The sequence below is a fragment of the Rhizobium sp. BK591 genome, assembly GCF_014195045.1.
GTDB classification, from domain to species: Bacteria; Pseudomonadota; Alphaproteobacteria; order Rhizobiales; family Rhizobiaceae; genus Rhizobium; species Rhizobium anhuiense.
The window spans coordinates 70847-94145 of sequence record NZ_JACIAZ010000012.1; the positions used below are offsets into that span (position 1 = coordinate 70847).

Genomic DNA, 23299 nt, shown 5'->3' on the forward strand with positions numbered 1-23299 from the left:
CTGAAATCCCTCTGCGTAACTTCGCAAATCGGCCGTAGCACCCTGCCGTCAAAGCAGCGTCAAAGAAATGTTGTCTAGGCACCGTAATTTGCAGCCATCCGCCAAAGGTTGCGGAGTGCTCAAAACGACTTGTCGTCGTTGCTCCAGCAGGAGGATCGACCGTCGCTCCGATCATCCAGCGCCGGGATCATGTCCCGGCGCCCTTTGCGTTCTGTCGGTCAGGCGAGGCCGCCGATGTGGAAGCTCTTCATTTCCAGATATTCATCGATGCCGCATTGGGCGCCTTCACGACCGAGGCCGGACTGCTTGACGCCGCCGAAGGGGGCAACCTCGGTGGAAATCGCCCCGGTGTTCAGGCCGAGCATCCCGAATTCCAGCGCTTCGGCGACACGCCAGGAGCGTTTCAGGCTCTCGGTGTAGAAATAGGCCGCAAGGCCGAAGGGCGTGGCGTTGGCGATGCCGATCGCCTCTTCCTCAGTGTCGAAACGGAAAAGCGGGGCAACGGGTCCGAAGGTCTCTTCGCTGGCAAGCTGCATGTCGGTGGTCGCACCGCCGAGCACCATCGGCACGGCATATTGATCGCCTTCAGGCACGAAACCTGCGGTGGCGAGGATCCTCGCTCCCTTGTCCACCGCATCGTCGACATGACGCTTGATCTTCTCGATCGCCGCCTTGTTGATCATCGGGCCGATATCCGTGCCGGCCTCCGTGCCGGCCCCGACCTTCATGGCCGATACGCGTGCGGAAAGCTTGGCGGCAAAGGTCTCGTAGACACCGGACTGGACGAGAAGGCGGTTGGCGCAGACGCAAGTCTGCCCGCCATTGCGGAATTTCGATGCGATCGCGCCTTCCACGGCAAGATCGAGATCGGCGTCGTCGAAGACGATGAAGGGCGCATTGCCACCGAGTTCGAGGCTGAGCCGCTTGACGCTGTCGGCTGCGCCGCGCATCAGCAGCGAGCCGACGCGGGTCGAGCCGGTGAAAGAGATCTTGCGGACGGTCTCGTTCGCCATCAACTCGTCGCCGATCCGGGTGGGCAGGCCGGTGACGATATTGATCACGCCCTTCGGGATGCCGGCGCGCTCGGCCAGGACGCCGAGCGCCAGGGCCGAATAAGGGGTCAGGTCCGATGGCTTGATGACGACGGTGCAGCCTGCGGCGAGTGCAGGCCCGACCTTGCGAGTGATCATCGCATTCGGAAAATTCCACGGCGTGATGATCGCCGACACGCCCACCGGCTCCTTCAGAACGACGATCCGCCGGTCCGCCGTCGGCGAGGGAATGGTCGTTCCGCCGATGCGGCGCGCCTCCTCGGAAAACCATTTGATGAACGAGGCGCCGTAGCGGATTTCGCCGCGCGCCTCCGTCAGCGGCTTGCCCTGCTCACGGGTGAGGATCAGCGCCAGATCCTCGATATTGTCGAGCATCAGATCGTGCCAGGCTTCCAGCAATGCTGCGCGCTCGGCATTGGTCTTTGCCCGCCATGGACCGAAGGCCCTTTCCGCCGCGGCGATTGCCGCCCTCGTATCGGCTCCGTCCATGTCGGGCACCGTGCCCAGCACATGCTGCGTCGCCGGGTCGATCACTTCGATCGTATTCCCGGCTGCGGCCCCACGCCATTCTCCGTCGATCAGCCCTTGCTGGCGAAGCAGGCTGCTATCCCTCAATCCGTTCATTCTGTTCTCCATTGATCAGTCAAGTGCCGAAAGCACCGATGCGGTGATCGCGTCGGTCTTGTCCTTGCCGGGAATGGCGCCGATGCCGCGTGCGGTCGTCGCCTCGATTGATGCCATCACCTTTGCGGCGGCAGCCGTTTCTCCCAAATGCTCCAGCATCATCGCGCCCGACCAGATGGCGGCGATCGGATTGGCGATGCCGAGATGGGCGATATCGGGGGCGGAGCCGTGGACCGGTTCGAACATCGATGGCGCCGAGCGATCGGGATTGATATTGGCGGAGGCTGCAAAGCCGAGCCCGCCCTGGATGGCGGCGCCGAGATCGGTCAGGATATCGCCGAACAGGTTGGAGGCGACCACGACGTCGAGACTCTCGGGCGACATGACCATGCGGGCGGCCATGGCGTCGATATGGTAGCTGGTCACGTCGACGTCGGGATATTCGGCAGAAAGCTGCTGGGTGATCTCGTCCCAGAAGACCATCGAATATTTCTGGGCGTTGGACTTGGTCACCGAGGCAAGCTTGCCGCTGCGCGCACGCGCTTGCTCAAAGCCGAAACGCAGGATGCGCTCGACCCCCTTGCGGGTGAAGATCGAGGTCTCCACAGCCACCTCGCTGTCGGTGCCCTGGTGGACGCGGCCGCCGGCGCCGGAATATTCGCCCTCGGTGTTTTCACGAATGCAGAGGATGTCGAAACCGTCGGACCGCAACGGTCCCTGCACGCCGGGCAGCAGCCGGTGCGGGCGGATATTGGCATATTGCACGAAAGCCTTGCGGATCGGCAGCAGAAGCCCGTGCAGCGAGACGGAATCCGGCACCTTGTGGGGCCAGCCGACGGCGCCGAGCAGGATGGCATCGAAGGACCGGAGCGTTTCGATGCCGTCGGCGGGCATCATGCTGCCGTTCTCCAGATAGAAGTCGCAGGACCAGGAATAGCTGGTTGCATCCAGAGAAAATTCGTTCAGGCGAGCTGCCTTTTCGAGCACGGCCCAGGCTGCTGCCGTCACGTCGCGGCCGATGCCGTCTCCGGGCAGAAGGGCGATCTTGTAGGTCTTCATCGCAGGTCCTTACAGGCTGATGAGCACACTCTTGCTCTTGCGGTTGGCGAGATAGGCTTCGCGGCCGAGATCCTTGCCGATACCGGACTGCTTGTAGCCGCCGGTCGGCAGGATATGGTCGCGCGAGCGGCCGTAGCGGTTGACCCAGACGGTGCCGGCCTGCAGGCGGCGCGTTACGCGGATGGCGCGCGACAGATCCCGGGTGAAGAGGCCGGCGGCGAGCCCGTAAGCCGGATGGTCGGCGAGGCTCAGCGCCTCCTCCTCGTCCTCGAAAGTCTGCATGGTCAGCACCGGTCCGAAGATTTCCTCGAGAACCGCCGGCGACGTTGCCGTCACGCCAGACATCAGCGTCGGCGCGTAGAAATAGCCTTCGCGGTCGAGGCGGCGGCCACCGGTGAGGCACTCGGCCCCGCCGTCGATCGCGGCGCGGATGATACCGTCCATGCGGGCGATCTGGCGTTCGGAGATGACGGGCGAATAATCGGTCGCTTCATCCCAGGTGGGGCCGGGGCGGATGGCCGCCAGCCTCTCGACAAGTGCGGCCGCGAGCGCGTCCGCCACCTTCGCCTCGACGATCAGGCGGGAACCGCAGACGCAGGCCTGACCGGCGTTGGAAAGAATGCTGCCGGCGATTGCGCCCGCAGCGAGCTCGAGATCGGCATCGGCAAAGACCAACTGCGGACTTTTGCCGCCAAGTTCGAGCGTCATCGGCTTGACGCCGGTGCGAGCGATATTGGTCATGATCGCCGAGCCGGCCGCAGTCGAGCCGGTAAAGCTGACCTTGGCGATGCCGGGATGTCCGGTGATCGCATTTCCGGTGGTCGGGCCGTTACCGAGCACGATGTTGACGAGACCGGCCGGCAGACCGGCCCGCACCGAAAGTTCGGCGAGATAGAGTGTCGAGAACGGCGTCATCTCCGATGGTTTCAACACCACCGCATTGCCCGCCGCCAGCGCCGGGCCGAGCTTCCAGCCCGCCATGGACAGGGGAAAATTCCAGGGCGTGATGGCGCCGACGACACCGTAGGGTTCGGTCATGATCATGCCGAAATTGGTATCGTCGGTCGGAACGAGGTCGCCGCCTTCCTTGTCGGCGAATTCGGCAAAGAAACGGATCTGCTCGGCAGTGACGGCGATGTCGCCGGCGACGAGATGGCCGATGGGCCGTGTCGACGAGAGCGCTTCAAGCCTGGCGAGGGTCTCTGCCTCCGCCTCGATCAGATCCGCCCAGCGCTGCAACGCCACGGTGCGCTCGCGCGGCCGCACGCCGCCCCAATTGCTCGTCCTCAACGCCTTCTTGGCGGTTTCGACAGCGTGGTCGACAACTGCTGCGTCAGCCAGCGGGCAGCCCGCATAGGCCTTGCCGTCGGAGGGACGATGCATGTCGATCACGGCTTCGGCCGGAATCAGCCGGCCGCCGATGAAATGCCCGACGGGCAGGGAAATCGTGTTCGGATCGAAGCTTAGTGTCATTGCATGTCCTCGGGGTGGGCTGAGGCAAGCCTAACCGGGGAAAGCGAGCAGCATTCATCGACCGGCGATGCCGCAGCGGCGAAAAATTGCGTTTTCGCCGCTGCGGCCAGTCAAATCTACGGCGTTGGCATTACGACACGGTCACGTAGATTTTGCGCACCGTCTCGATCGTCTTCCAGACGCCGACGAAGCCGGGCTTCATGACGAAGCTGTCGCCGGCTCTGTAGACCACCGGTTCGCCACCTTCCGGGGTGATCTCGATCAGGCCGGAAAGGATATGGCAGAACTCGAACGTCTCTCCCTTGATCGAGCGCGTCTCGCCGGGGGTGGCTTCCCACACGCCGCTATGAACCGTCTCGCCGCGAGCGACGTCCTGCGCCCAGGTCTTGAAGGCCGGGTTACCGGAGATCAGCCGTTCGGGCAGCGGGCCGGACTCGCGCGGCGTGGAGGTCGGGTTGGTGTCGATCGTCTTGAGAAGGGACATGATTTTGCTTTCCTGGGTTAAGAATTCAGTAGCCGCGGCTGCGATCGATCAGTCCGATCGGGTCGAGGCCCGCCTGATAGCGTTTGATGTTGCCGATCACGGCTGCAGCGGCGGTTTCAGCTTGGGTGACGCTCGCAATGTGCGGAGTCAGCAGGATCTTCGGGTGGCTCCAGAAGGCGTGGTCCGCGGGAAGCGGCTCCGGCTCGGTGACGTCGATAACGGCGCCGGAAAGATGCCCGGCATCGAGTGCGGCGACGAGTGCCCGATGGTCGAGCTGTGCGCCGCGACCGGCATGGACGAGCGCCGCACCAGCCGGCATCCTGGCGAAGAGGCCGGCATTCAGGAAGCCGCGCGTCTCGTCCGTCAGCGGTAGCAGGCAGACAAGAATATCGGTGGTATCAAGCAGAGTATCGAGGCCGTCCCGACCGCTCAGGCATCGGATGCCGTCGATCTCGCGCGGGCTGCGGCTCCAGCCCGAAAGTGGAAAGCCGAAGGGTAGCAAGCGTTCGAGCACGGCGGTTCCGAGCATGCCAAGCCCGAGCACGCCTATGCGGCGGTTCGAGGCCTGCACCGGCGCGACCGCCTGCCAGGTCCGGCGCCGCTGCTGGTCGAGATAGGTCGGCAGGTCGCGATGGAGCGCAAGTACGGAAAGCGTCACATATTCCTGCATCATCCTGATTATGCCGTCCTCGACCATGCGCACCACCTTCACCGACGTAGGCACGGCATCGATGCGGAACTGGTCGATCCCGGCACCAATCGAAAAGAGGATTTCGAGATTGCGGTAGCGCGCGAGATCATCCGGCAGGGTCCAGGTGATGAGATAGCGCACGGCCTCGGCTTCGACCGACTTGGGATCCATGGAGAAGGCGATGTCCGGCAGTTCGCGCGCGAAGGCTTCGGCGAAGATGGCGCCGCGCTTCGCGTCCGAATTGAAGAGAAAGGTCATTGCGTCGGCTCCTTGATCTCGTGCTTCAGGCGCAGCGGCGGCCGAGCGCCTCGACCATCGCCTGGCAGGCGAGCAGTTCACCGGCACGGATGAATTCATCCGGCTTGTGGGCGCGACCGATGTCGCCCGGTCCGCAGATGATCGCATCGATGCCGGCGCGCTGGAAAAGCCCGGCCTCCGTGCCGTAGCTGACGGCGGCGAGCGGCTCGATGCCGGTCAGTTCGCCAAGCAGCGCCGCAAGCGGCGCGTCGGCGGCAAGCGACAACGCCGGATAGGCGCTGAGTTCGCGCCATTCTACTTGGAAACCACGCTGCGACAGCGTCTCGGCCGATGCTCGCAACGGCGCTAGCAGCGTTGCCGGATCGACGCCGGAAATGGCCCGCGCTTCGAACTCGGCCTCGCAAATGTCGGGAATGATATTGACCGCCTGGCCGCCCTTCAGCGTGCCGACCTGAAGGGAGGAGTAGGGCGGTTCGAAAACATCTTCGAACGGCCCGGAGGTCAGCCGGTCGGCTTCGGCGCTGGCGCAAACCAAAACGCTGGTGATGGCATGGATCGCATTCAGCCCCTGATCCGGGCGCGAGGAGTGGCCTGCCCGGCCTCTGACCGTCAGCCGGGCGGCGGCCTTGCCCTTATGGGCGCGGATTGCCCGCATGCCGCTCGGCTCGCCGATGATCGCTCCAAGCGGAGTTGCGCAGAGCTCCGGCAGGCGGGCGATCATATGCGGCGCGCCGCGGCAGCCGGCCTCCTCGTCATAGGAAAAGGCAAGGTGGACGGGCCGGCGAAGCGGCATGGCCGCAATCGCCGGGACAGCGGCGAGCACGGCGGCCAGGAAGCCCTTCATGTCGGTGGCGCCGCGACCGTAGAAGCGGTCCCCTTCGGCCCGCAGGCGGAACGGATCGCTGGTCCAGCCGCCTTCGGCGGCGGGGACCACGTCCATATGGCCCGAGAGGATATAACCCGGCGTTTCCTTCGGGCCGATCGTGGCGAAGAGGTTCGACCGGTCGCCCTCCGGGCCGGGAAGCTCCGTGACAACAACGCCGTGGCTTTGCAGGTAGTGCCGGATCCATGCGACGATCTCGGCGTTCGGCGTGCCGACGACCGAGGGAAAGCCGACGAGCCTTTCGAGAATTTCAATTGCCTGCATGGGATTCTTCACAACGCGGCGGGATTCTTGGGGTGCTTGTAACTGGGCTGACGGGAGGCGACATTCCGGGTCCTCACGGTGAACGGCGATTGCGGCCGATCCGGGCCTGGTCAATGACTCTAAAGGCAGGCGCAGGCGTTATTTGCCGAATGCGCATCGGGATTTGGTCGATTGTTGTGTTTGCGCGCGCTTCCCCAGTGAATTGTATCGAACGATCTGTTCTAGTCTGGTCACAGAAGTTTCCGAGCGCAGGCTGGGCGAGACAATGCGGCAGGAGGGCCGGGTGAGTGAACTGACATCCGAATCCAGGATCGTCGACAGTTTCGAGATGCGTCTTGCCGGGATCGACAGCGTCGATCTCGACAAACTGCATGCGCTTTCGATGACCGTCGCGTGGCCGCATCGCGCCGAAGACTGGCAATTCATGCGTGAGTTCGGCGAGGGCGTCGTGGCGATCGATGAAATCGGCCGCATTCTCGGCTCCGCGATGTGGTTTCCCTATGATGCGCAATTTGCCACGGTCGGTATGGTCATCACCTCGCCGCGCCTGCAAACCAACGGTGCCGGGCAATGGCTGATGGGCCACGTGCTGGATCAGGTCGCCGGGCGCCACCTAGGGCTGAACGCGACGCGTGCCGCGCGACGTCTCTATCGTTCCCTGAATTTCATTCGGGAGGCATCTGTCTTTCAATGCCAGGGCGAAGCGATATCGCCGCCGGATGTGGAGCTGCCGCCCGGCGCCGTGATACGGGCGGTCGAGGCTGGAGATCTGGACGCGATTGCGCAATTGGATTGCGTGGCCTTCGGCACGGAACGCAAGCTGCTCCTGGCCCGGCTCATGGCTAATTCCAAGGGTATCGTGTTGAGCCGCGCCGGCAGGATCGAGGCCTTCTCGCTTTGCCGGCGGTTCGGGCGCGGCCATGTCATCGGTCCGGTCGTGGCGGGCAACGATGCGGACGCGATCGCCGTAATCCGTCCGCACGCAGGCGAGCATAGGGGGGCGTTCCTGCGCCTCGACACACGCGAAAAGGGCGGAACGTTTTCCGATTTCCTCTCCCGCTGTGGTCTTTCGGTCTACGACATCGTCACGACCATGTCGTTCGGTGGCCCATGGCTCCCGCATCCGGAGCGTCAGGCAGCGCATGCGCCGAAAACCTATGCGCTCGTCAGCCAGGCGCTCGGGTGATTTATAGCCTTTCCGGATTAGCTTGCAGCATTCTGCCGGAGCAGGTTCTCGTCAGGGCTAAGGGGGCTGCGGCGCGCGCCGGCCGGTCGACCATCCGACTCCGTTTGAGCCAACAGAATGCTGCAAGCTAATCCGGAAAGGCTCTAAGCGCCGGGACAGACGGGCATGTCGGTCAGAGCCTGCCGGCGTTCGAATTCCGGCCGGAACGAACGATATTGCCAGAGACCCGCCGGGCCTTGCCTCCGGTAGACGGTTTCGAGCCAGAATATCGTGTCGTCGATCGGCAAGACGGGATGCCACGCATACCATTCCGACCAAATTTTTCCTGCCGGATCGCTGTCCATGGATCGCCGCTCGCCTCCTCACCGACGCAATTCGAACATCCTCACGGCACGGGAGCCGCTGGTCTCGATTTCCTGGAGTCGAGATCGACACCGATCGTGAGAGGTCTGATTTCTGCTTCCTGCGATCCCAGCGTGCCTCGGAAAATGTTCTATGATGGAGAATAACAGTGAGGAAATATTCTTCAATAGAGATCATTTTCCCGTATTGCGCGAAGTCTTCCTTATCGCCCGTCGGGAGATGTTTCAGGTTGCAGGATGTGGCTGCGTTGACGAATGATTTTCGTCGATGGATGCAAGCTCGATTGGGCGTCGACACCGGCGATGAGTCGCCGTGTTCCGTGACCCCTGATCTGTTTGGGTGATGGTTGGATGCTCAGCCGATCGAACGCAGCCCGAGATAGGCCGCCAGACTGACGGCGGAAAGGGCGATCGTCAGCTTGGGTCTCGCGTCGTCAAACATTGCGGCCAGTAAAAGGCCGAGCATCAGAATGACGGATTTTGCCCAAAGATCCTGGTCGGAGACGGTGAAAGCGATCGCTGCCAGAAAGACGGCACTTGCGACGACTGTCACAGGGGCGGACTTCTCGGCGAGATCGCCGCCGGCGAAATACGGCAGCAGAAAACGCCGCATGCTCAAGCCTGAAGCGACGCTCAGAAGAAGACAGGTCAAGACAAGATGCAACATGAGGTCGTCGCCGATCGATCTGCAGATAGGTTTGCGGATGCAAACCGTGTGCCAAGCTCAAACCCTCAAAACGTCGTCCGACAGAGGCAATGTCGTAGGTTGCATGGCTATTTCCGCGGCGACCCGACCCTTTTTTCGGCAATCGCCTGCCTGCCGGCTTGCGTTTTTTTGTCCGGTGCCGAAACCGGCTTGAGCAATGTCGATGATTTTTATATAGAGAATTATCTCTAGCCTTAATTCCGAAAACGAGATCTTTTCATTGGACCTTTCGTCGATCGACATATTCCTCGCCGTCGCCAGCGACCGCAGCGTTACCAAGGCCGCCAAGGCTGTGGGGCGGGTGCCGTCGAACGTGACGACGCGCATCCAGCAATTGGAGGAGGACCTCGGCGTTTCCCTCTTCAGCCGCGATGGCAAGAAGATGACCCTGACGCGGGAGGGCGAGACGTTTCTTTTCTATGCCAACCGGCTCAAGGCGCTGGCGCTGGAAGCGCGCCAGGCTGTGCGGCCTCTCGCCCCATCGGGGACGTTGCGGGTCGGCACCATGGAGAGCACGGCGGCAAGCAGGCTGCCGGCGGCACTGACGCAATTCAACCAGATGTGGCCCGATGTATCGCTGCATCTGACGATGGGGGCGTCCCGCGATCTGACCCGCGATGTTCTCTCCGATGTGCTCGATTGCGCGCTGATTGCCCGCCTGCCGAAGGCGATGCGTGAGGAAGACTCGGGCTTCGATGCCGAACTCAAGGCCCTGGAGATGGAGCCGGTCTTTGTCGAGGACCTGTTGATCGTACTGCCGTCCGGCCATCCCGCCATCAAATCCGCCGCCGACCTGCGTGTCGGGGCGCTCGCCGCTTTGGAGCCCGGCTGCACCTATCGCCGGATCGCCGAAAACTGGGTGCGCAAATCGAGCGCCCTGCCGACCAGCGAGCTCGGCTCCTACCACGCGATTCTGGCAAGCGTTGCGACCGGCAATACGGCCGGCGTCATGCCGAGATCCGTTCTCGATCTGATGCACTGGCCGACGTCTGCCCAGACTTACCAGCTGGGACCCGTCGAGACGCTGCTCGTCTACCGCAGGAATGACCGCCCGAGCGCGTTCAATGCGTTCCACGAAGTGCTCAGCGCGACAAAGGGCAGAGATATCAGACTGGCAGCAAACTAACTCGCACCTGCTCTTCCTTCATCCGCCAGATAATCCTCGTTCGAAATTGGTCTTGTCATGCAGTTTCCCGTTTCCCCGAAGGTGGGACCGAGCCGCTTCCGCCGCTTCCGTCTGTTCTCACCGATCCTGGCCGGTGCGACCTTGCGGGAGCGATTGATCGCATGCCTCGGCGCTTTGCTGGCCATTGGTCTGACCGGCGTCATCAGCGGCTATCTGTTCGGGCAGGGGCCGCATCTGCCACTGATCGTCGCGCCGATGGGGGCGTCCGCGGTGCTTCTTTTCGCGGTGCCGGCAAGCCCGCTGGCGCAGCCATGGTCGATCATCGGCGGCAATACGATTTCAGCGCTGATGGGGATTGTGGCCGCCTATTTCATTCGTGATCCGATCATCGCGACCGGTGTCGGCGTTTCGCTTGCGATCGGCGCAATGTCCTTCACGCGCTGCCTTCACCCTCCGGGAGGAGCCGCGGCCCTGACCGCCGTGCTCGGTGGTCCTGTCGTTGCCGGCTGGGGCTTCCTCTTTCCCTTCGTGCCCGTCGCTTTGAACTCCTGCATTCTCGTCGGCCTTGGCCTGCTGTTCCACAAGCTTTCCAAGCGGAATTATCCGCACGTCGTTCTCAAGGCGGAGAACACCCATCAGACGATCGACCTGCCGTCGGCCGCGCGGGTAGGGTTCCGCGAGGAGGACGTCGATGCGGCTCTCGAAGTGCTCGACGAAACCTTCGATATCGACCGGGCAGACCTCAACCGACTGCTGCAGCAGGTCGAGCTGCAGGCGGCCATCCGCTCGAACGGCAAGATCAGCTGTGCCGATATCATGTCGCGTGACGTGATCGCCATCGGGGAAACGTCGGAACCGGATGCCGCGCGTCACCTTCTCTTGAAGCATAATATCCGCACCCTGCCGGTGAAGGACCCGGAGGGCCGTCTCATCGGCACCGTCGGCCTGCGGGAATTGTCCGGAAGTACCGAGACGATCGCACACGCGATCTCGAGGCCGGCGGTGGCGAGACCTTCGGATGCCGCTCTTTCACTGTTGCCTGTGCTGACCGACGGGCGCACACATGCCGTCATCGTCGTTGATGACGATTACCGAATCCTCGGCCTGATATCGCAGACGGATCTCCTGAGCGCCGTGGCGCGATTGCTGCCGAACGACAGCGCGCCGGTTCCGGTTGTGGCCTGAGAAAGCCGTCGGCGTCATGCGCCGGCATTACGCGCCTGGCAAATCCGCTTTATGCCGCGCCACCCGATTGCGGCCCGCCTGTTTGGCGAGATAAAGCGCCGCATCGGCCTGGCGCTGGAGTTCCTCTACCGAAATTGCCTGACTGTTCGGCGCGTGAGTGGCCACTCCGATGCTGAGGGTGACGTAGGGAGCGACGCGGGATGCGGGGTTCGGAAGGGAGGCGGCTTCAACCCGCTTGCGAATATTGTCGGCGACGGCAACCGCCTCCTCACCATCCAGTCCAGGAAGCAGGACAAGAAATTCTTCGCCGCCATAACGGGCCACGTGATCGCGACCGTGCCTCACGCTGCTCTGAATAATGCCGGCGACCTTCACCAGACAGCGATCACCCTCGGCGTGCCCAAGGCTGTCATTCAGGTTCTTGAACTGATCGATGTCGCACATCAGCAAGGAAGCGCCTTCGGGACAGGGCTCGTCGATGCCCCAGAGGCGATTGAGCATCTCCATCATCCAGCGCCGGTTGGCGATGCCGGTCAGGGGATCGGTTCTCGCAAGCAACTCGAGGCGCGCATTTGCGTCGGCCAGTTCCGCCACGCGGCTTCGGTCCCGAAGTTCGAGAAGGAAGGCCTTCTGGGCCAGGATCGTCATCGTGCGTCGCGCCACGACGGTTGCAACGACACCACTTGCAAAAAACAGCGTCGCAGCCACGGCGCTTCCCAAGTCAAGCCCCGGATTATGAAGCTGGAAAAACAGATAGAGACCGAGCGCCGATGCTGCGATCATCACCGTCCAGGCCATCGGGACGGCGAAGATGATCATCGCGGTAATCGCCACGACCAGCATGATGTTCAAATGCCGCTCATAAAACGCGCCACCGGCGCTGACGCCCACCAGGGCGACCGAGAGCAGGATGAAGAACATGCCGGCGATCAGAGAGAGCCCCTGCAGCCAGGATGCGCGCGGTTTTCGCCAGACGAAGGCGGTGGCCAGGGCTGAGGGCGGAAGGATGCAGGCGGGCAAGAGCATCGACAGCACGATCGGCAGTGGAAGCAGGATGGCGTTGAGGCCCAAGGTCACGCCGTCCAGCAAAGCGACCCAGATCATCCAGGCGCGAATGATCTTGGCCGCCTGCGACCACGAACGTTTCCGAAAAAGTCCGTGAAGCTCGCCTTCCAGGCGGATGTCGCGTGTGCGGCCCGCCAGAAGGCGCTCGACCTCCGCCATGACAGCTGGACTTCGCACCTGAAGCGGCGTCCGCGTGGATGCGCTCGCCGGGTTCATCGAAACTGCGTTCTCCTGAACGTCCATCTGAGCGGATTTAGTGGAGCATCTCCCGCAGGCAAGAACTATGAAGCTTCAGACCGTGCTTCCTTGCGCCCCAAAGTTGTCGAAATGATCGGTTTGCATCGATGTGGCACACATCGCTCTTGGTCATCTCCAAGGCCGGTACCGGGTTGTAGGCGGCTTTAGAAAATCTTGCTGCTCTTCAGGACATGCTCCACGCCGCTTTGAACGTGCTGCCTGAGAACAGCCTTTGCACCTTCGCCATCCCTGCCCAGCGCGAGCTCGAACAGCAGCTTGTGATCGTCGACGACCGCCTTGCCGCGGAAGCTCTCGGCCAGCAGGTGATAGCGAAGGAAGCGGTCGAAGACCGAGGAAAGGCTCGCCATCAACGTCGCCGAATTGCAGGCAGAAACGATCGCCTGGTGAAATTCCCAGTCGTAGCGCACCCAATCGATCGTGCGCGAGGCATCACCAGAGAGCAGCCGGCGCTCCGCAGCCGCGAGCTTGTGATGCGCGGCGACGATCCGGCCTTCCCATTCCAGATCGCCGGCCGCAAATGCAAGGTCCATCGCATGGGTCTCCAGCACGATGCGCAGATCGGCGAGTTCCATCAATTCCTGGCGTGAGGCGGGACTGACCTCGAAGCCCCGTTGCCCTTCGGCGATTACCAGATTTTCTGTCGTGAGGCGGCTCAGGATCTCGCGCAGCGACGACACGCTGATCGAATAACGCTCCTTGGCCTGCTCGAGCTTTATCTTGGTGCCGGGCGGCAATATGCCGACGATGATATCCTGCCTCACCTGGCGAAAGACCACGTCACTGATGGTTTCGCCTGTTTCGCCCGATCGCTCGAGCACGGCTTCTCCTGATTTCACTTCCGTTCTCCGCGATTCATGGTTCGAGCCGTCACTACCGCAATGCGTTGCGGGCGAGTGCATGTTCCACGCCGTCCTCGATGTGGACGGTCAGGACCTGCTTCGCCATCTGCTGGTCCCGCCTCAAGGCAGCATCCAGAAGCTGCTGGTGTTCCTTAGCCGCGATTTCGCCGCGATAGGACAATGCGACCATCTGATAGCGCAGATATTTGTCGAACACGACGGAATGCATTTCCATCAGAAGCTTCGACCCGCAGGCGGAGATCAGCGCCTGATGGAATTCCCAATCATATCGCTTCCAGTCTTCCGCCTGGCCGGTATCGCCGGTGGCCATCACCCGCTCCATGCGCGACAGCTTGTAGTGAGCAGAAACCAAGCGGGCTTCCCATTCCACGTCGCCGTATTCGAAGGACTGTTCGAGCGCGTGGGTTTCCAGCAGCAGACGAAGCGCCGCAATCTCCCTGAGATCGGTGGCCGACACGGGCGAAACCTCGAAGCCGCGCTGCCCTTCGGCAACCACCAGGCCTTCGGACGAGAGCCGGTTCAGAATTTCCCGCAGGGTGCTGACGCTGGTTTCGTATGTTTCTTTGAGGCTTTCCAGTTTCAGCTTCTGCGCCGGCGCCAGGCGGCCGAATATGATATCCGCACGAATGCGCCGGTAGCTGCTTTCCGCGACGGTTTCATTGGTTGTATTCAGCAACTTCGATTCTTCTCTGACATTTTTTCGATCCTCCTATATAATTGGCTATCCTCGTCACATTCAATCGCGCGTGAATGCCTGCGGAAACTAATTTTTCTCATAGGATCGCGGTAACGCGAATTATTTACATTTTCGGCAATCCTTCCGGCCGCATCAGCTTCTTCAGGGCGGCAATACGGAAGATGGCGTTCGGTGCGCCGTAGCCGCGATAGTTCCGCCGCTCGACGATCTCGAAGAAGAAGCCCTCGCCATAGGTGCCGCTGTAGAGCTGGAAATATTCGCCGTGTTCGTCGCGGTCGTAGAGAATGTTTTCCGCCTTCAGCCGCTCGGTTAGCTCGGGGTCCAGGCCGAAGCGGGCTTCGACATCACCATAATAGTTCGGCGAGATGTGCAGCGGCCGGAAGCCGTTTTTGCGAAGTGCTTCGGCGGTGGCGAAGATATCATCGGTATCGAAAGCGAGATGCTGGATGCCCGATCCGAATGTTTCCGCGATGAAATGCCCGGCGAGTGTCCGGCGGTTTTCCGCGCCGTTCAGGGTGATGCGCAGCGAACCCGATGCGTTCTCGACCACCTGGCTGCGGACCACGCCGGCCGGATCGATAATATCGACCATCGGCGTTTTATGGGTCTCGAAGATCGAACTATAGAAAAGCAGCCAGGTCAGCATTTCGTCATAGGCCACGGTCTGGGCGACGTGGTCGATCCTGAGCAGATGCGCAGGCACAATTTCAGCTTCGTCTTCGACGGGCATGAAGTCGATTTCGGAGAAGCGGCCGAGATCGCTTTGGTCATCAAGCAGATAGATCAATCCACCGCCGACACCGCGTATCGCCGGGATTTCGACTTCACCGGCGGCGACCGGCTGGCTGAATGGCTCGGCGTCAAGCGCCACGGCCCGCGCGAAAGCCTGTTTCGCATCGTCCACGATCAGCGCCATCGCATAGGCCGAGGTGCCGTGGACGGCAAACGACGCGTTGGTGAAACCCTTTTCCTCGGTATTGACGATGAGGCGGATGTCGCCCTGCTGGAAAATGCTGACTTTCTTCGAACGATGCGCCGCCGTCTTGCGGAAGCCGAGCGTGCGCAGGATCCCGATGAGGTCGGCAGCATCTTCCTCGTCGGTGGAGAATTCCACGAAACCGACGCCCCTGACCGTCGCCCGGTCCGGCATGGAGGCAACACTGAGAGTTTCCGTGCCGGGAGCTCGGCGTACCTGGTCGCCGAGATAAATCAGCGAGCGATGGCCGTCTGCCGCGATCGAGCGCGCCTGCCCGCCGCGGAACTGGTCGTTGAAGATTTCCAGCGAGAAATAGCCGTCATAACCGGTCGCGGCGACGGCGGCGGTAAAGGCCGTGACCGGCAGGTCGCCTTCGCCCGGCATATTGCGGAAATGCCGGCTCCAGTAGAGCAGGTCCATGTCGATCAACGGCGCATCGGCGAGTTGCACGATGAAGATCTTGTCCTTCGGGATGGAGCGGATCGAATTGATGTCGATCTTCCGTGACAGCGTGTGAAAGCTGTCGAGGATCAGGCCGACATTCGGATGGTCGGCCCGCCGGACGATCTCCCACGCGTCGCGATGGTCGTTGACATGGCGGCCCCAGGCGAGCGCTTCGTAACCGATCCTCAGGCCGCGCTTCGCCGCCCGCTCTCCGAGGTCGTAAAAATCCGCCGCAGCGCGATCGACGCCGCCGAGGGAGACCGGCGAGACGTTGGAGCAGACCAGCACAAGATCGGTGCCGAGTTCCTGCATCACATCGAACTTGCGCTCCGCCCTGTCGAAGGTTCTCTGCCGGTGGGAGGCCGGCATGCCCTCGAAATCGCGGAAAGGTTGGAACAGGGTGATTTCCAGCCCGTGATCGCGCACCATCTTTCCCACATCGGCAGGACTGCCATCGAAGGCTAGGAAGTCGTTCTCGAAGATTTCGACACCGCCGAAACCGGCCTTGGCGATTGCCTCCAATTTTTCGGGCAGCTCGCCGCTGATTGAAACCGTCGCTATCGAAGTCTTCATCCCAGTCTTCCTCCTTTTTGGAAAGCCGTTTCCACACCTGCTGGTGCAGATTGATTTCATAATTTAAGCCTGGATTTCCATGTCGAAATCGATTTTATCATATATTATCGAAAAACTCTGTTGATTTAAAGATGCTCCCATGGCAGTTTTGCATTGTCGTCAGCAAACGGAGTGCTGACAGGGTCCCCATGGGATCATGAGAGGAGGAGCACGAAATGTTCGAATTGAAAGTGAAGCGCCGTCACGCGTTGTTTGGAGCGGCAGCGCTTGTGGCCGCGTTTTCCATGGCGCAGCCCGCTGCCGCCGTCACGCCCGCCGAGATCAAGGCAAAGGGCAAGCTGGTCGTCGGTATCCAGGGCGACAACCCGCCGTGGGGCTTCGTCACCAGCGCCGGCAAGCAGGATGGCCTCGACGCCGACATCGCGACGCTGTTCGCCAAGGAGCTCGGCGTTGAAGTTGAATTCGTCCCGCTCGAAGTCAATAACCGCATTCCGGCGCTGACCACGGGCCGCGTCGACGTGCTCTTCGCGACCATGGCCATGCTGCCCGATCGCGCCAAGGCCGTGCAGTTCAGCAAGCCTTACGCTGCCAATGCGATCGTGTTGATCGGTCCGAAGGACAAGTCGATCAAGACCAATGAAGATATGGCTAATCTGACGATCGGCGTCGCCAAGGGCGCAGCCCAGGACACCCAGGTCACCAAGAACGCGCCGGCGACGGCAACCATCCGCCGTTACGACGGTGATGCGCCGAGCATCCAGGCTCTCGCATCCGGCCAGGTCGAGGCTCTGGGAGGCAATATTTTCTATATGGACCGCGTGGAGAAAGCCGTTCCCGGCAAGTTCGAGAACAAGCTCGAATTCCAGAAGCTCTACAACGGCGCCTGCACCCGTCTCGGCGAGAAAGAGCTCAACGCCGAGCTGAACACCTTCATCGACAAGATCAAGGCCAATGGCGAACTCAAGAAGGTCTACGACAAGTGGATGAAGGTCCCGGTTCCCGAATTCCCGGCGAGCCTGGAAGGCATTCCGTTTACCGTGAACTGATCCGCGGTTCTCGGCCGCACTGACCACTTGCAAGGCGGCATCCGCACGACGCGATGCCTGCGCCGGTGCTGTGCAATGCACGGTACCGGTGCACCTGGAGCTTGAAAATGAGCAACACGATCTTTGTCCTGAACGGGCCGAATCTCAACCTTCTCGGCGAGCGCGAACCTTCGGTCTACGGCACGACCACACTTGCCGACATCCGGGACCGGTGCCATGCCAAGGCCGGCGCGCTCGGTTTTGTCGTGGATTTTCGACAGACCAATTTCGAGGGCGAACTGGTCGAGTCCGTGCATCAGGCGCGCAAGGAAGCCTGTGGCATCATCATCAACCCCGCCGGATACACCTTCACGTCGGTCGCCCTGCTGGATGCGCTAAAGACATTCGATGGGCCGAAGATCGAGCTCCATATCTCGAACGTGCATGCCCGCGAAAGCATCTATCACAATTCGCTGATCTCCCGCACCGCGACCGGCATCATGATCGGCTTCGGCGCCCGAGGCTACGAGTTGGCCATCGAGGCGATGGCCGGAATGGCGAAGGCATCCTGATCTCCAGGGAAGAACCATGAACTACACATTGGATTTCACCCCCGTTATCGATGGCCTGCCCGATCTCCTGGCCGCCTGTCTCGGCACCTTCCTGCTTGCCATCTCAGGCATGATCCTGGCGATCATCATCGGCATCGGCGGCGTGGTGCTCCGCCAGTCCCGTTTCAAGCCGGTCCGCTGGCTGGTGATCGCTTTCATCGAGATCATCCGCAACACGCCGTTCCTGGTGCAGATCTTCTTCATCTATTTCGCCCTGCCGCTGGCAGGCGTGCGGCTGGATCCGACGCCGACGGCAATCATCGCGCTCGGCATCAATGGCGGTGCCTACGCGATCGAGATCATTCGCGGCGGCGTGCAATCGATCTCCAAGGGGCAGGTGGAGGCAGGGCTGGCGCTCGGCCTGCACAAGGCCCAGGTCTTCCGCCTGATCGTCCTGAAGCCGGCGCTTCGGGCAATCTTCCCGTCGCTGACCAGCCAGTTCGTGCTGCTGACGCTGTCCACCAGCATCGCGTCGGCGATCTCGGCCTATGAGCTGACCTCCGTCTCCCAGCGGATCGAGTCCGACAGTTTCCGCAGCTTCGAGGTCTATTTCACCGTGACGGCGTTCTACCTCGTCATTTCCTGGCTGATGATGCGTCTCTTCGCGTTCTTCTCGGCCCGCTACTTCAGCTATCCGGTCAAGTGAGGGCGCTTCATGGGTCGCGATGAATTTTTCTTCCTGCTCCTCGGCCTGAAATGGACGGTCGCCCTGTCGGCCGTCGGGTTCGTCTGTGGCGGCATCGCCGGGCTCGGCATAGCGCTGGCGAGGACGTCGGGCATCCGGTCGATCGAGCGGATCACCGCCGGCTACATCGCCGTCTTCCAGGGCACGCCCCTGCTGATGCAGCTCTTCGTCGTTTACTATGGCCTGGCTCTCATCGGCATCAGGCTCGACGCCTGGGCCGCTGTTTCCGTCGGGTTGACGCTGCATGCAAGCGCCTATCTCGGCGAGATCTGGCGCGGCTCGATCGAGGCGGTTCCGCGCGGCCAGACGGAGGCGGCCAAGGCGCTTGCCCTCAGCTATGTCTGGCGGATGAAGAATGTCATCCTGCCGCAAGCGCTGCGCATCTCGCTTCCGGCAACGATCGGCTTCCTCGTCCAGCTCATCAAGGGCACATCGCTTGCGTCGATCGTCGGTTTCACGGAGCTGACCCGCGCCGGCAACATCGTTTCCAACCAGATCTTCCAGCCGCTGACGGTCTTTGCCGTGGTCGGCGCCCTGTACTTCCTGATGTGCTGCCCCCTGACGATCTACGGCGCACGTCTCGAGCGCAGGTTTGCGGCATCGGCGCGGTAGGCAACGGTCATGACGCGCAGGCCTCCCACAATTTCTGAAGACGGAGTTTATCGATGAGCGACCGCTCGACTACGGCAAATGCCGCTGAGATGATGATTACGATGGCGGGCGTCGAGAAGTGGTATGGAGCCTTCCAGGCGCTTCACAACATCGACATCTCGGTGCGTAAAGGCGAGAAGATCGTCCTGTGCGGACCATCCGGCAGCGGCAAGTCGACGCTGATCCGCTGCATCAATCACCTGGAGACATACGAGAAGGGTGAAATCCGCGTCGGCGGCATCCTTCTCGGGCATCAGTCGAAGACGATCGATGCGGTGCGCCGTGAGGTGGGCATGGTCTTCCAGCAGTTCAATCTCTTTCCGCACCTGACAGTGCTGCAGAACTGCATGCTGGCGCCGATGAAGGCGCTCAGGCTCGGCAAGGCGGAAGCCGAGGCGAGGGCCCGGCAGTTGCTTGAGCGTGTCAAGATTTCCGAGCAGGCGGAGAAATATCCCGCCCAGCTTTCCGGCGGCCAACAGCAGCGTGTCGCAATCGCCCGGGCGCTTTGCATGCGACCCAAGGTGATGCTCTTCGACGAGCCGACATCGGCGCTCGATCCGGAAATGGTCAAGGAAGTGCTGGACACGATGATCGACCTCGCCAGGGAAGGCATGACGATGATCTGCGTCACCCATGAAATGGGTTTTGCCCGGCAGGTCGCCGACCGCGTCATCTTCATGGCGAGCGGGGCGATCGTCGAGGAGGCGTCGCCGGTCGAGTTCTTTTCCAACCCGAAACACGAGCGCACGCGGAAGTTCCTGGGCGAAATCCTCGGCAGGCACTGACGTGTCGCGGATCTCAGCGCAATGCCTGCCGGCGCCGCGTCATGTCGCGCCGCCCTCACGAAAACAGCCTTTGCCCAGCCGGTTGGCCGGCCGGGCGTTCGAAGCCGCCCAAGGTGCTCCCATGCCGCAGCCAAAGCGAAATCCAGAAGGTTCAAGCCGATGATCAGCGGCACCACGAAGCTCATCGCGCATCTCGGCTATCCCACGCATTCGTTCAAGGCCCCGCTGATCTACAATCCCTATTTTGAAAAGAACGACATCGATGCGGTCGTGGTCCCGATGGGATGCCGGCCGGAAGACTATCCGGCGTTCCTGAAACTGGTCTTCCGGCTTTCCAACATCCACGGCGCGCTCGTGACCATGCCGCACAAGATTTCCACCATGGCCTTGCTCGGCGAAGTCTCGAAGAGCGCCCAGGTGGCCGGCGCCTGCAACGCGGTGCGGCTCGGCCCAAACGGCACGCTGATCGGCGATATGTTCGACGGCGAAGGCTTCGTGCGCGGCGTGCTGCGCCGCGGCCGCCAGGTTCGCGGCAGCCGGGCGATGATGATCGGCGCGGGCGGCGTCGGCTCGGCGATCGCCGCCTCGCTCGCGCAGGCAGAGATTACCGAACTCGCGCTCTATGACGCCCATGTGCCGATGATGAACGGCCTGGCCGACCGGCTCCGTCTCCACTATCCCACTCTCAAGGTAACGACCGGTTCGGCCGATCCCGCCGGCTACGATATCGTCGTCAATGCGACGCCGCTCGGGATGAACGACAACGACCCCCTGCCGCTTGACGTGTCGCGCATCTCGCCCTCCGCATTCGTGGGGGAGGTGGTGCTGAAGCAGGAGATAACGCCCTTCCTGGCCGCGGTGCGGGCGCGCGGTTGTGAATTCCAGGTGGGGGTCGACATGCTGTTCGAGCAGATCCCCGCCTATCTCGAGTTTTTCGGCTTTCCGACGACCACCGCAGAAGAACTTCGGGCGATCGCCAAGGTGTGAGGCGGTCTGCCCTTGAGCAAGGAGCGAATTTCGTGTCCCAGAAAATTGTGCTGATGGGAGCAGGGCTGATCGGGCGGGAGCATGCCGCGCTGCTGCGCGCCAATCCCCGCGTCGAACTGGTCGGCGTCGCCGACGTTTCCGAGGCGGCGAAAGCCGTTTCCGACGAGTTCGGCGCGCGGTATTTCACCGACATTGGCGAAATGCTCGATCGCATGAGACCGGACGGCGCCATCATCGCCCTGCCGAACGCCCTGCACGTGGAAGCGGCGCTCGCCTGCGTCGAGCGCAATATTCCCTGCCTTGTGGAAAAACCGATCGCCGACTCGCTCGATGCTGCGATGCGGCTCGTCGCGGCGGCCGAGAAGGCTGATGTGCCGGTGTTGATCGGCCACCAGCGACGCCACAGTCCCGATATCGCCAAGGCTCGTCAGATCGTGGCCGACGGCATCCTCGGCCGGTTGGTCGCGGTCAACGCCATGTGGATGACGGACAAGCCGGCTGCCTATTTCGACGCGGCATGGCGCCGTGAGCCAGGCGGCGGGCCGCTGCTCATCAACCTCATCCACGACATCGATTGCCTGCGCTTCATCTGCGGCGATATCGACGAGGTCATGGCGTTCACCTCCAACGCCGTTCGATCGTTCGAGGTCGAGGATACGGCGAGCGTCAGCGTTCGCTTCGCAGGCGGCGCCCTCGGGACGCTTCTGATGAGCGACACGGCGGTGTCGCCGTTCAATTGGGATACAGCGGCCGGACAGGCGCTCTATTTCCCGCACCAGCCTGAAAATTCCTACCATCTCGCCGGCACGAAGGCCGCATTGTCGATCCCGTGCATGGATGTCTGGCGACACGAGACCGAAGCCGGCCACTGGCAGCATCCCCTGGTGCGCCAGCACATCACGCTCGACGGCAGCCGCGCTTACGAAAACCAGCTCAACCATTTCGTCGATGTCATCGAAGGCAAGGCCGAACCGCTCATTTCCGCCCGGGATGGCGCGATGACACTTGCCACCGTGCTGGCGATCGCCCGGGCCGGACGGGAGAACCGCACCGTCGCCGTGTCGGAAATGCTGGCCTGAACCTGCTTCGAACGCCCGACGACGACATGGTTCCAATCATGACAAGGACTCGAGCATGAGCACCATCTACCTTCTCAACGGACCGAACCTGAACCTCCTCGGCAAGCGCCAGCCGCATATCTACGGACATGAGACGCTTGCCGACGTGGAGAGGGACTGCCGCCGGGTGGCGGACGAACTCGGGCACCAGATCCGCTTTCACCAGAGCAATCGCGAATACGAGATTATCGACTGGATCCATGAGGCGCGCGAGGATGGCGCCGGCATCGTCATCAACCCCGCGGCCTTCACCCACACCTCGGTCGCAATCCTCGATGCGCTCAACGCGTTCGAGCAGCCGGTGATCGAGGTGCACATTTCGAACGTCCATAAACGCGAGAGCTTCCGGCACCATTCCTACGTGTCGCTGCGCGCCGACGGCGTTATCGCCGGTCTCGGCACGGAGGGGTACCAGCTGGCGATCCGGCGTATCGCCACGTTGATCAAAATGTCAGGCCCAAGTGCAGTTTAGCGCCTCCAAGTCGCCTGTTTTCTGTTGCGGCATAGGTTGTCGCCGACGGTGTTCGAATGCAGCCTGCGACCAGCCGGCGCTCCCCTGTGGTCGGAGGCGGATCATGCGGAGGTGAGCGCGACGTTGTGTTTGGCTTGCCGCGCCTCCACGCTGTTCAGAGCGCCTTTTGCAATTCCGGCAGGACGTCGAAGAGATCGGCGACCAGTCCGTAGTCGGCGACCTGGAAGATCGGCGCCTCCTCGTCCTTGTTGATGGCGACGATCACCTTACTATCCTTCATCCCGGCCAGATGCTGGATGGCGCCTGAAATGCCGCAGGCGATATAGAGCTGCGGCGCCACCACCTTGCCGGTCTGGCCGACCTGCCAGTCGTTCGGCGCATAACCGGCATCGACGGCCGCGCGGCTTGCCCCGACGGCAGCCCCGAGCTTGTCGGCAAGCGGCAGGATGACCTCCCGGAATTTTTCCGCCGAACCCAGCGCCCGGCCGCCGGAGATGATGATCTTCGCCGAGGTCAGTTCCGGACGGTCGGAGGCCGACAGCGCATCGGCGACGAAGCGCGACAGAGCGGGATCGGAAACCGCTGCAACCGTCTCGATCGGCGCGGAGCCGCCTTCGGCTGCGGAGGCGAAGGAGGCGGTGCGCACGGTGATGACCTTCTTGGCATCGGTTGCCTGCACCGTCTGGATGGCATTGCCGGCATAGATCGGCCGTTTGAAGGTATCGGCAGAGATCACCTC

Annotated in this window: 25 protein-coding genes; 11 read left to right on the plus strand and 14 right to left on the minus strand. The window is 62.2% G+C overall.

All coding sequences use genetic code 11. The features are described from left to right. Nucleotides 1-218 precede the first annotated feature (218 nt). The 6 genes from FHX10_RS33845 to argE form a co-directional block, all read right to left on the minus strand. On the minus strand, nt 219-1676 hold the full coding sequence (locus FHX10_RS33845) for an NAD-dependent succinate-semialdehyde dehydrogenase (RefSeq protein ID WP_028755632.1): 1458 nt from the start codon (nt 1674-1676) through the stop codon (nt 219-221). Nucleotides 1677-1691: 15 nt separating this feature from the next. Then, nucleotides 1692-2735 (minus strand): tartrate dehydrogenase, encoded by a 1044-nt coding sequence (locus FHX10_RS33850; RefSeq protein ID WP_184390755.1) that lies wholly within the window; start codon nt 2733-2735, stop codon nt 1692-1694. Nucleotides 2736-2744: 9 nt separating this feature from the next. After that, the gene (locus FHX10_RS33855; protein WP_028755634.1) at nt 2745-4208 is read right to left on the minus strand and encodes an aldehyde dehydrogenase family protein; all 1464 of its coding nucleotides are present in this window, start codon (nt 4206-4208) and stop codon (nt 2745-2747) included. Nucleotides 4209-4338: 130 nt separating this feature from the next. Continuing rightward, nucleotides 4339-4692, minus strand: coding sequence for a cupin domain-containing protein (locus FHX10_RS33860; protein ID WP_028755635.1), 354 nt, complete (start codon nt 4690-4692; stop codon nt 4339-4341). Between the two features lie 25 nt (nt 4693-4717). Next, the gene (locus FHX10_RS33865) at nt 4718-5641 is read right to left on the minus strand and encodes a 2-hydroxyacid dehydrogenase (protein ID WP_028755636.1); all 924 of its coding nucleotides are present in this window, start codon (nt 5639-5641) and stop codon (nt 4718-4720) included. Nucleotides 5642-5666: 25 nt separating this feature from the next. Continuing rightward, a complete protein-coding gene (gene argE / locus FHX10_RS33870; RefSeq protein WP_063473496.1) occupies nt 5667-6788 on the minus strand; it encodes an acetylornithine deacetylase in 1122 nt (373 codons plus the stop codon). A gap of 265 nt (nt 6789-7053) precedes the next feature. On the opposite strand from argE, the gene FHX10_RS33875 reads away from it, so the two are divergent. Further along, complete coding sequence (locus FHX10_RS33875) at nt 7054-7974, plus strand: GNAT family N-acetyltransferase (protein WP_063473497.1); 921 nt, start codon at nt 7054-7056, stop codon at nt 7972-7974. A gap of 143 nt (nt 7975-8117) precedes the next feature. Here the strand turns inward: FHX10_RS33875 and FHX10_RS33880 are convergent, their stop codons facing one another. The 3 genes from FHX10_RS33880 to FHX10_RS33890 all read right to left on the minus strand — a co-directional run bounded on the left by FHX10_RS33880 (nt 8118) and on the right by FHX10_RS33890 (nt 9285). Continuing rightward, nucleotides 8118-8318: a hypothetical protein gene (locus FHX10_RS33880; RefSeq protein ID WP_063473498.1), complete on the minus strand. Its 201-nt coding sequence runs from the start codon at nt 8316-8318 to the stop codon at nt 8118-8120. 373 nt (nt 8319-8691) lie between these two features. Beyond that, complete coding sequence (locus FHX10_RS33885) at nt 8692-9003, minus strand: hypothetical protein (RefSeq protein ID WP_028755640.1); 312 nt, start codon at nt 9001-9003, stop codon at nt 8692-8694. Between the two features lie 57 nt (nt 9004-9060). Then, on the minus strand, nt 9061-9285 hold the full coding sequence (locus FHX10_RS33890; protein WP_168333733.1) for a hypothetical protein: 225 nt from the start codon (nt 9283-9285) through the stop codon (nt 9061-9063). On the opposite strand from FHX10_RS33890, the gene FHX10_RS33895 reads away from it, so the two are divergent. Both FHX10_RS33895 and FHX10_RS33900 read left to right on the plus strand, forming a co-directional pair. Next, complete coding sequence (locus FHX10_RS33895; RefSeq protein ID WP_183845605.1) at nt 9263-10168, plus strand: LysR substrate-binding domain-containing protein; 906 nt, start codon at nt 9263-9265, stop codon at nt 10166-10168. The genes FHX10_RS33890 and FHX10_RS33895 overlap by 23 nt on opposite strands. A gap of 57 nt (nt 10169-10225) precedes the next feature. Next, on the plus strand, nt 10226-11353 hold the full coding sequence (locus FHX10_RS33900; RefSeq protein ID WP_063473499.1) for an HPP family protein: 1128 nt from the start codon (nt 10226-10228) through the stop codon (nt 11351-11353). A 27-nt stretch (nt 11354-11380) separates the two neighbouring features. Here FHX10_RS33900 and FHX10_RS33905 read toward each other — a convergent pair whose 3' ends face one another. The 4 genes from FHX10_RS33905 to FHX10_RS33920 form a co-directional block, all read right to left on the minus strand. Further along, nucleotides 11381-12661, minus strand: coding sequence for a GGDEF domain-containing protein (locus tag FHX10_RS33905; protein WP_049813465.1), 1281 nt, complete (start codon nt 12659-12661; stop codon nt 11381-11383). A 158-nt stretch (nt 12662-12819) separates the two neighbouring features. Further along, nucleotides 12820-13512 carry a GntR family transcriptional regulator gene (locus FHX10_RS33910; protein WP_373289188.1) on the minus strand — a complete coding sequence of 231 codons (693 nt, stop codon included), beginning with the start codon at nt 13510-13512 and terminating at the stop codon, nt 12820-12822. A 34-nt stretch (nt 13513-13546) separates the two neighbouring features. Beyond that, nucleotides 13547-14212, minus strand: a complete 666-nt coding sequence (locus FHX10_RS33915) for a GntR family transcriptional regulator (protein WP_028757405.1) — start codon at nt 14210-14212, stop codon at nt 13547-13549. A gap of 124 nt (nt 14213-14336) precedes the next feature. Next, entirely contained in the window at nt 14337-16226 is a 1890-nt protein-coding gene (locus tag FHX10_RS33920; protein WP_047619661.1) for a bifunctional sugar phosphate isomerase/epimerase/4-hydroxyphenylpyruvate dioxygenase family protein, read from the minus strand. 215 nt (nt 16227-16441) lie between these two features. Here FHX10_RS33920 and FHX10_RS33925 point away from each other — a divergent pair, with 215 nt between their 5' ends. The 8 genes from FHX10_RS33925 to aroQ all read left to right on the plus strand — a co-directional run bounded on the left by FHX10_RS33925 (nt 16442) and on the right by aroQ (nt 22560). Next, nucleotides 16442-17272 (plus strand): transporter substrate-binding domain-containing protein, encoded by an 831-nt coding sequence (locus FHX10_RS33925; protein ID WP_028755647.1) that lies wholly within the window; start codon nt 16442-16444, stop codon nt 17270-17272. Nucleotides 17273-17379: 107 nt separating this feature from the next. Next, nucleotides 17380-17823: a type II 3-dehydroquinate dehydratase gene (locus FHX10_RS33930; RefSeq protein ID WP_028755648.1), complete on the plus strand. Its 444-nt coding sequence runs from the start codon at nt 17380-17382 to the stop codon at nt 17821-17823. A 16-nt stretch (nt 17824-17839) separates the two neighbouring features. Beyond that, complete coding sequence (locus tag FHX10_RS33935) at nt 17840-18508, plus strand: amino acid ABC transporter permease (RefSeq protein WP_028757714.1); 669 nt, start codon at nt 17840-17842, stop codon at nt 18506-18508. Nucleotides 18509-18517: 9 nt separating this feature from the next. Next, nucleotides 18518-19159 (plus strand): amino acid ABC transporter permease, encoded by a 642-nt coding sequence (locus FHX10_RS33940; protein ID WP_028755650.1) that lies wholly within the window; start codon nt 18518-18520, stop codon nt 19157-19159. Nucleotides 19160-19251: 92 nt separating this feature from the next. Beyond that, nucleotides 19252-19983 carry an amino acid ABC transporter ATP-binding protein gene (locus FHX10_RS33945; protein ID WP_049810853.1) on the plus strand — a complete coding sequence of 244 codons (732 nt, stop codon included), beginning with the start codon at nt 19252-19254 and terminating at the stop codon, nt 19981-19983. A gap of 159 nt (nt 19984-20142) precedes the next feature. Beyond that, complete coding sequence (locus FHX10_RS33950) at nt 20143-20970, plus strand: shikimate dehydrogenase family protein (RefSeq protein ID WP_063474192.1); 828 nt, start codon at nt 20143-20145, stop codon at nt 20968-20970. A 32-nt stretch (nt 20971-21002) separates the two neighbouring features. Continuing rightward, nucleotides 21003-22049: a Gfo/Idh/MocA family protein gene (locus FHX10_RS33955; RefSeq protein WP_210179969.1), complete on the plus strand. Its 1047-nt coding sequence runs from the start codon at nt 21003-21005 to the stop codon at nt 22047-22049. A gap of 55 nt (nt 22050-22104) precedes the next feature. Beyond that, nucleotides 22105-22560 (plus strand): type II 3-dehydroquinate dehydratase, encoded by a 456-nt coding sequence (aroQ, locus tag FHX10_RS33960; protein WP_028757600.1) that lies wholly within the window; start codon nt 22105-22107, stop codon nt 22558-22560. Nucleotides 22561-22714: 154 nt separating this feature from the next. Here aroQ and FHX10_RS33965 read toward each other — a convergent pair. Beyond that, the coding region (locus FHX10_RS33965; protein WP_210294528.1) for an electron transfer flavoprotein subunit alpha/FixB family protein at nt 22715-23299 on the minus strand (585 nt) is incomplete at its 5' end.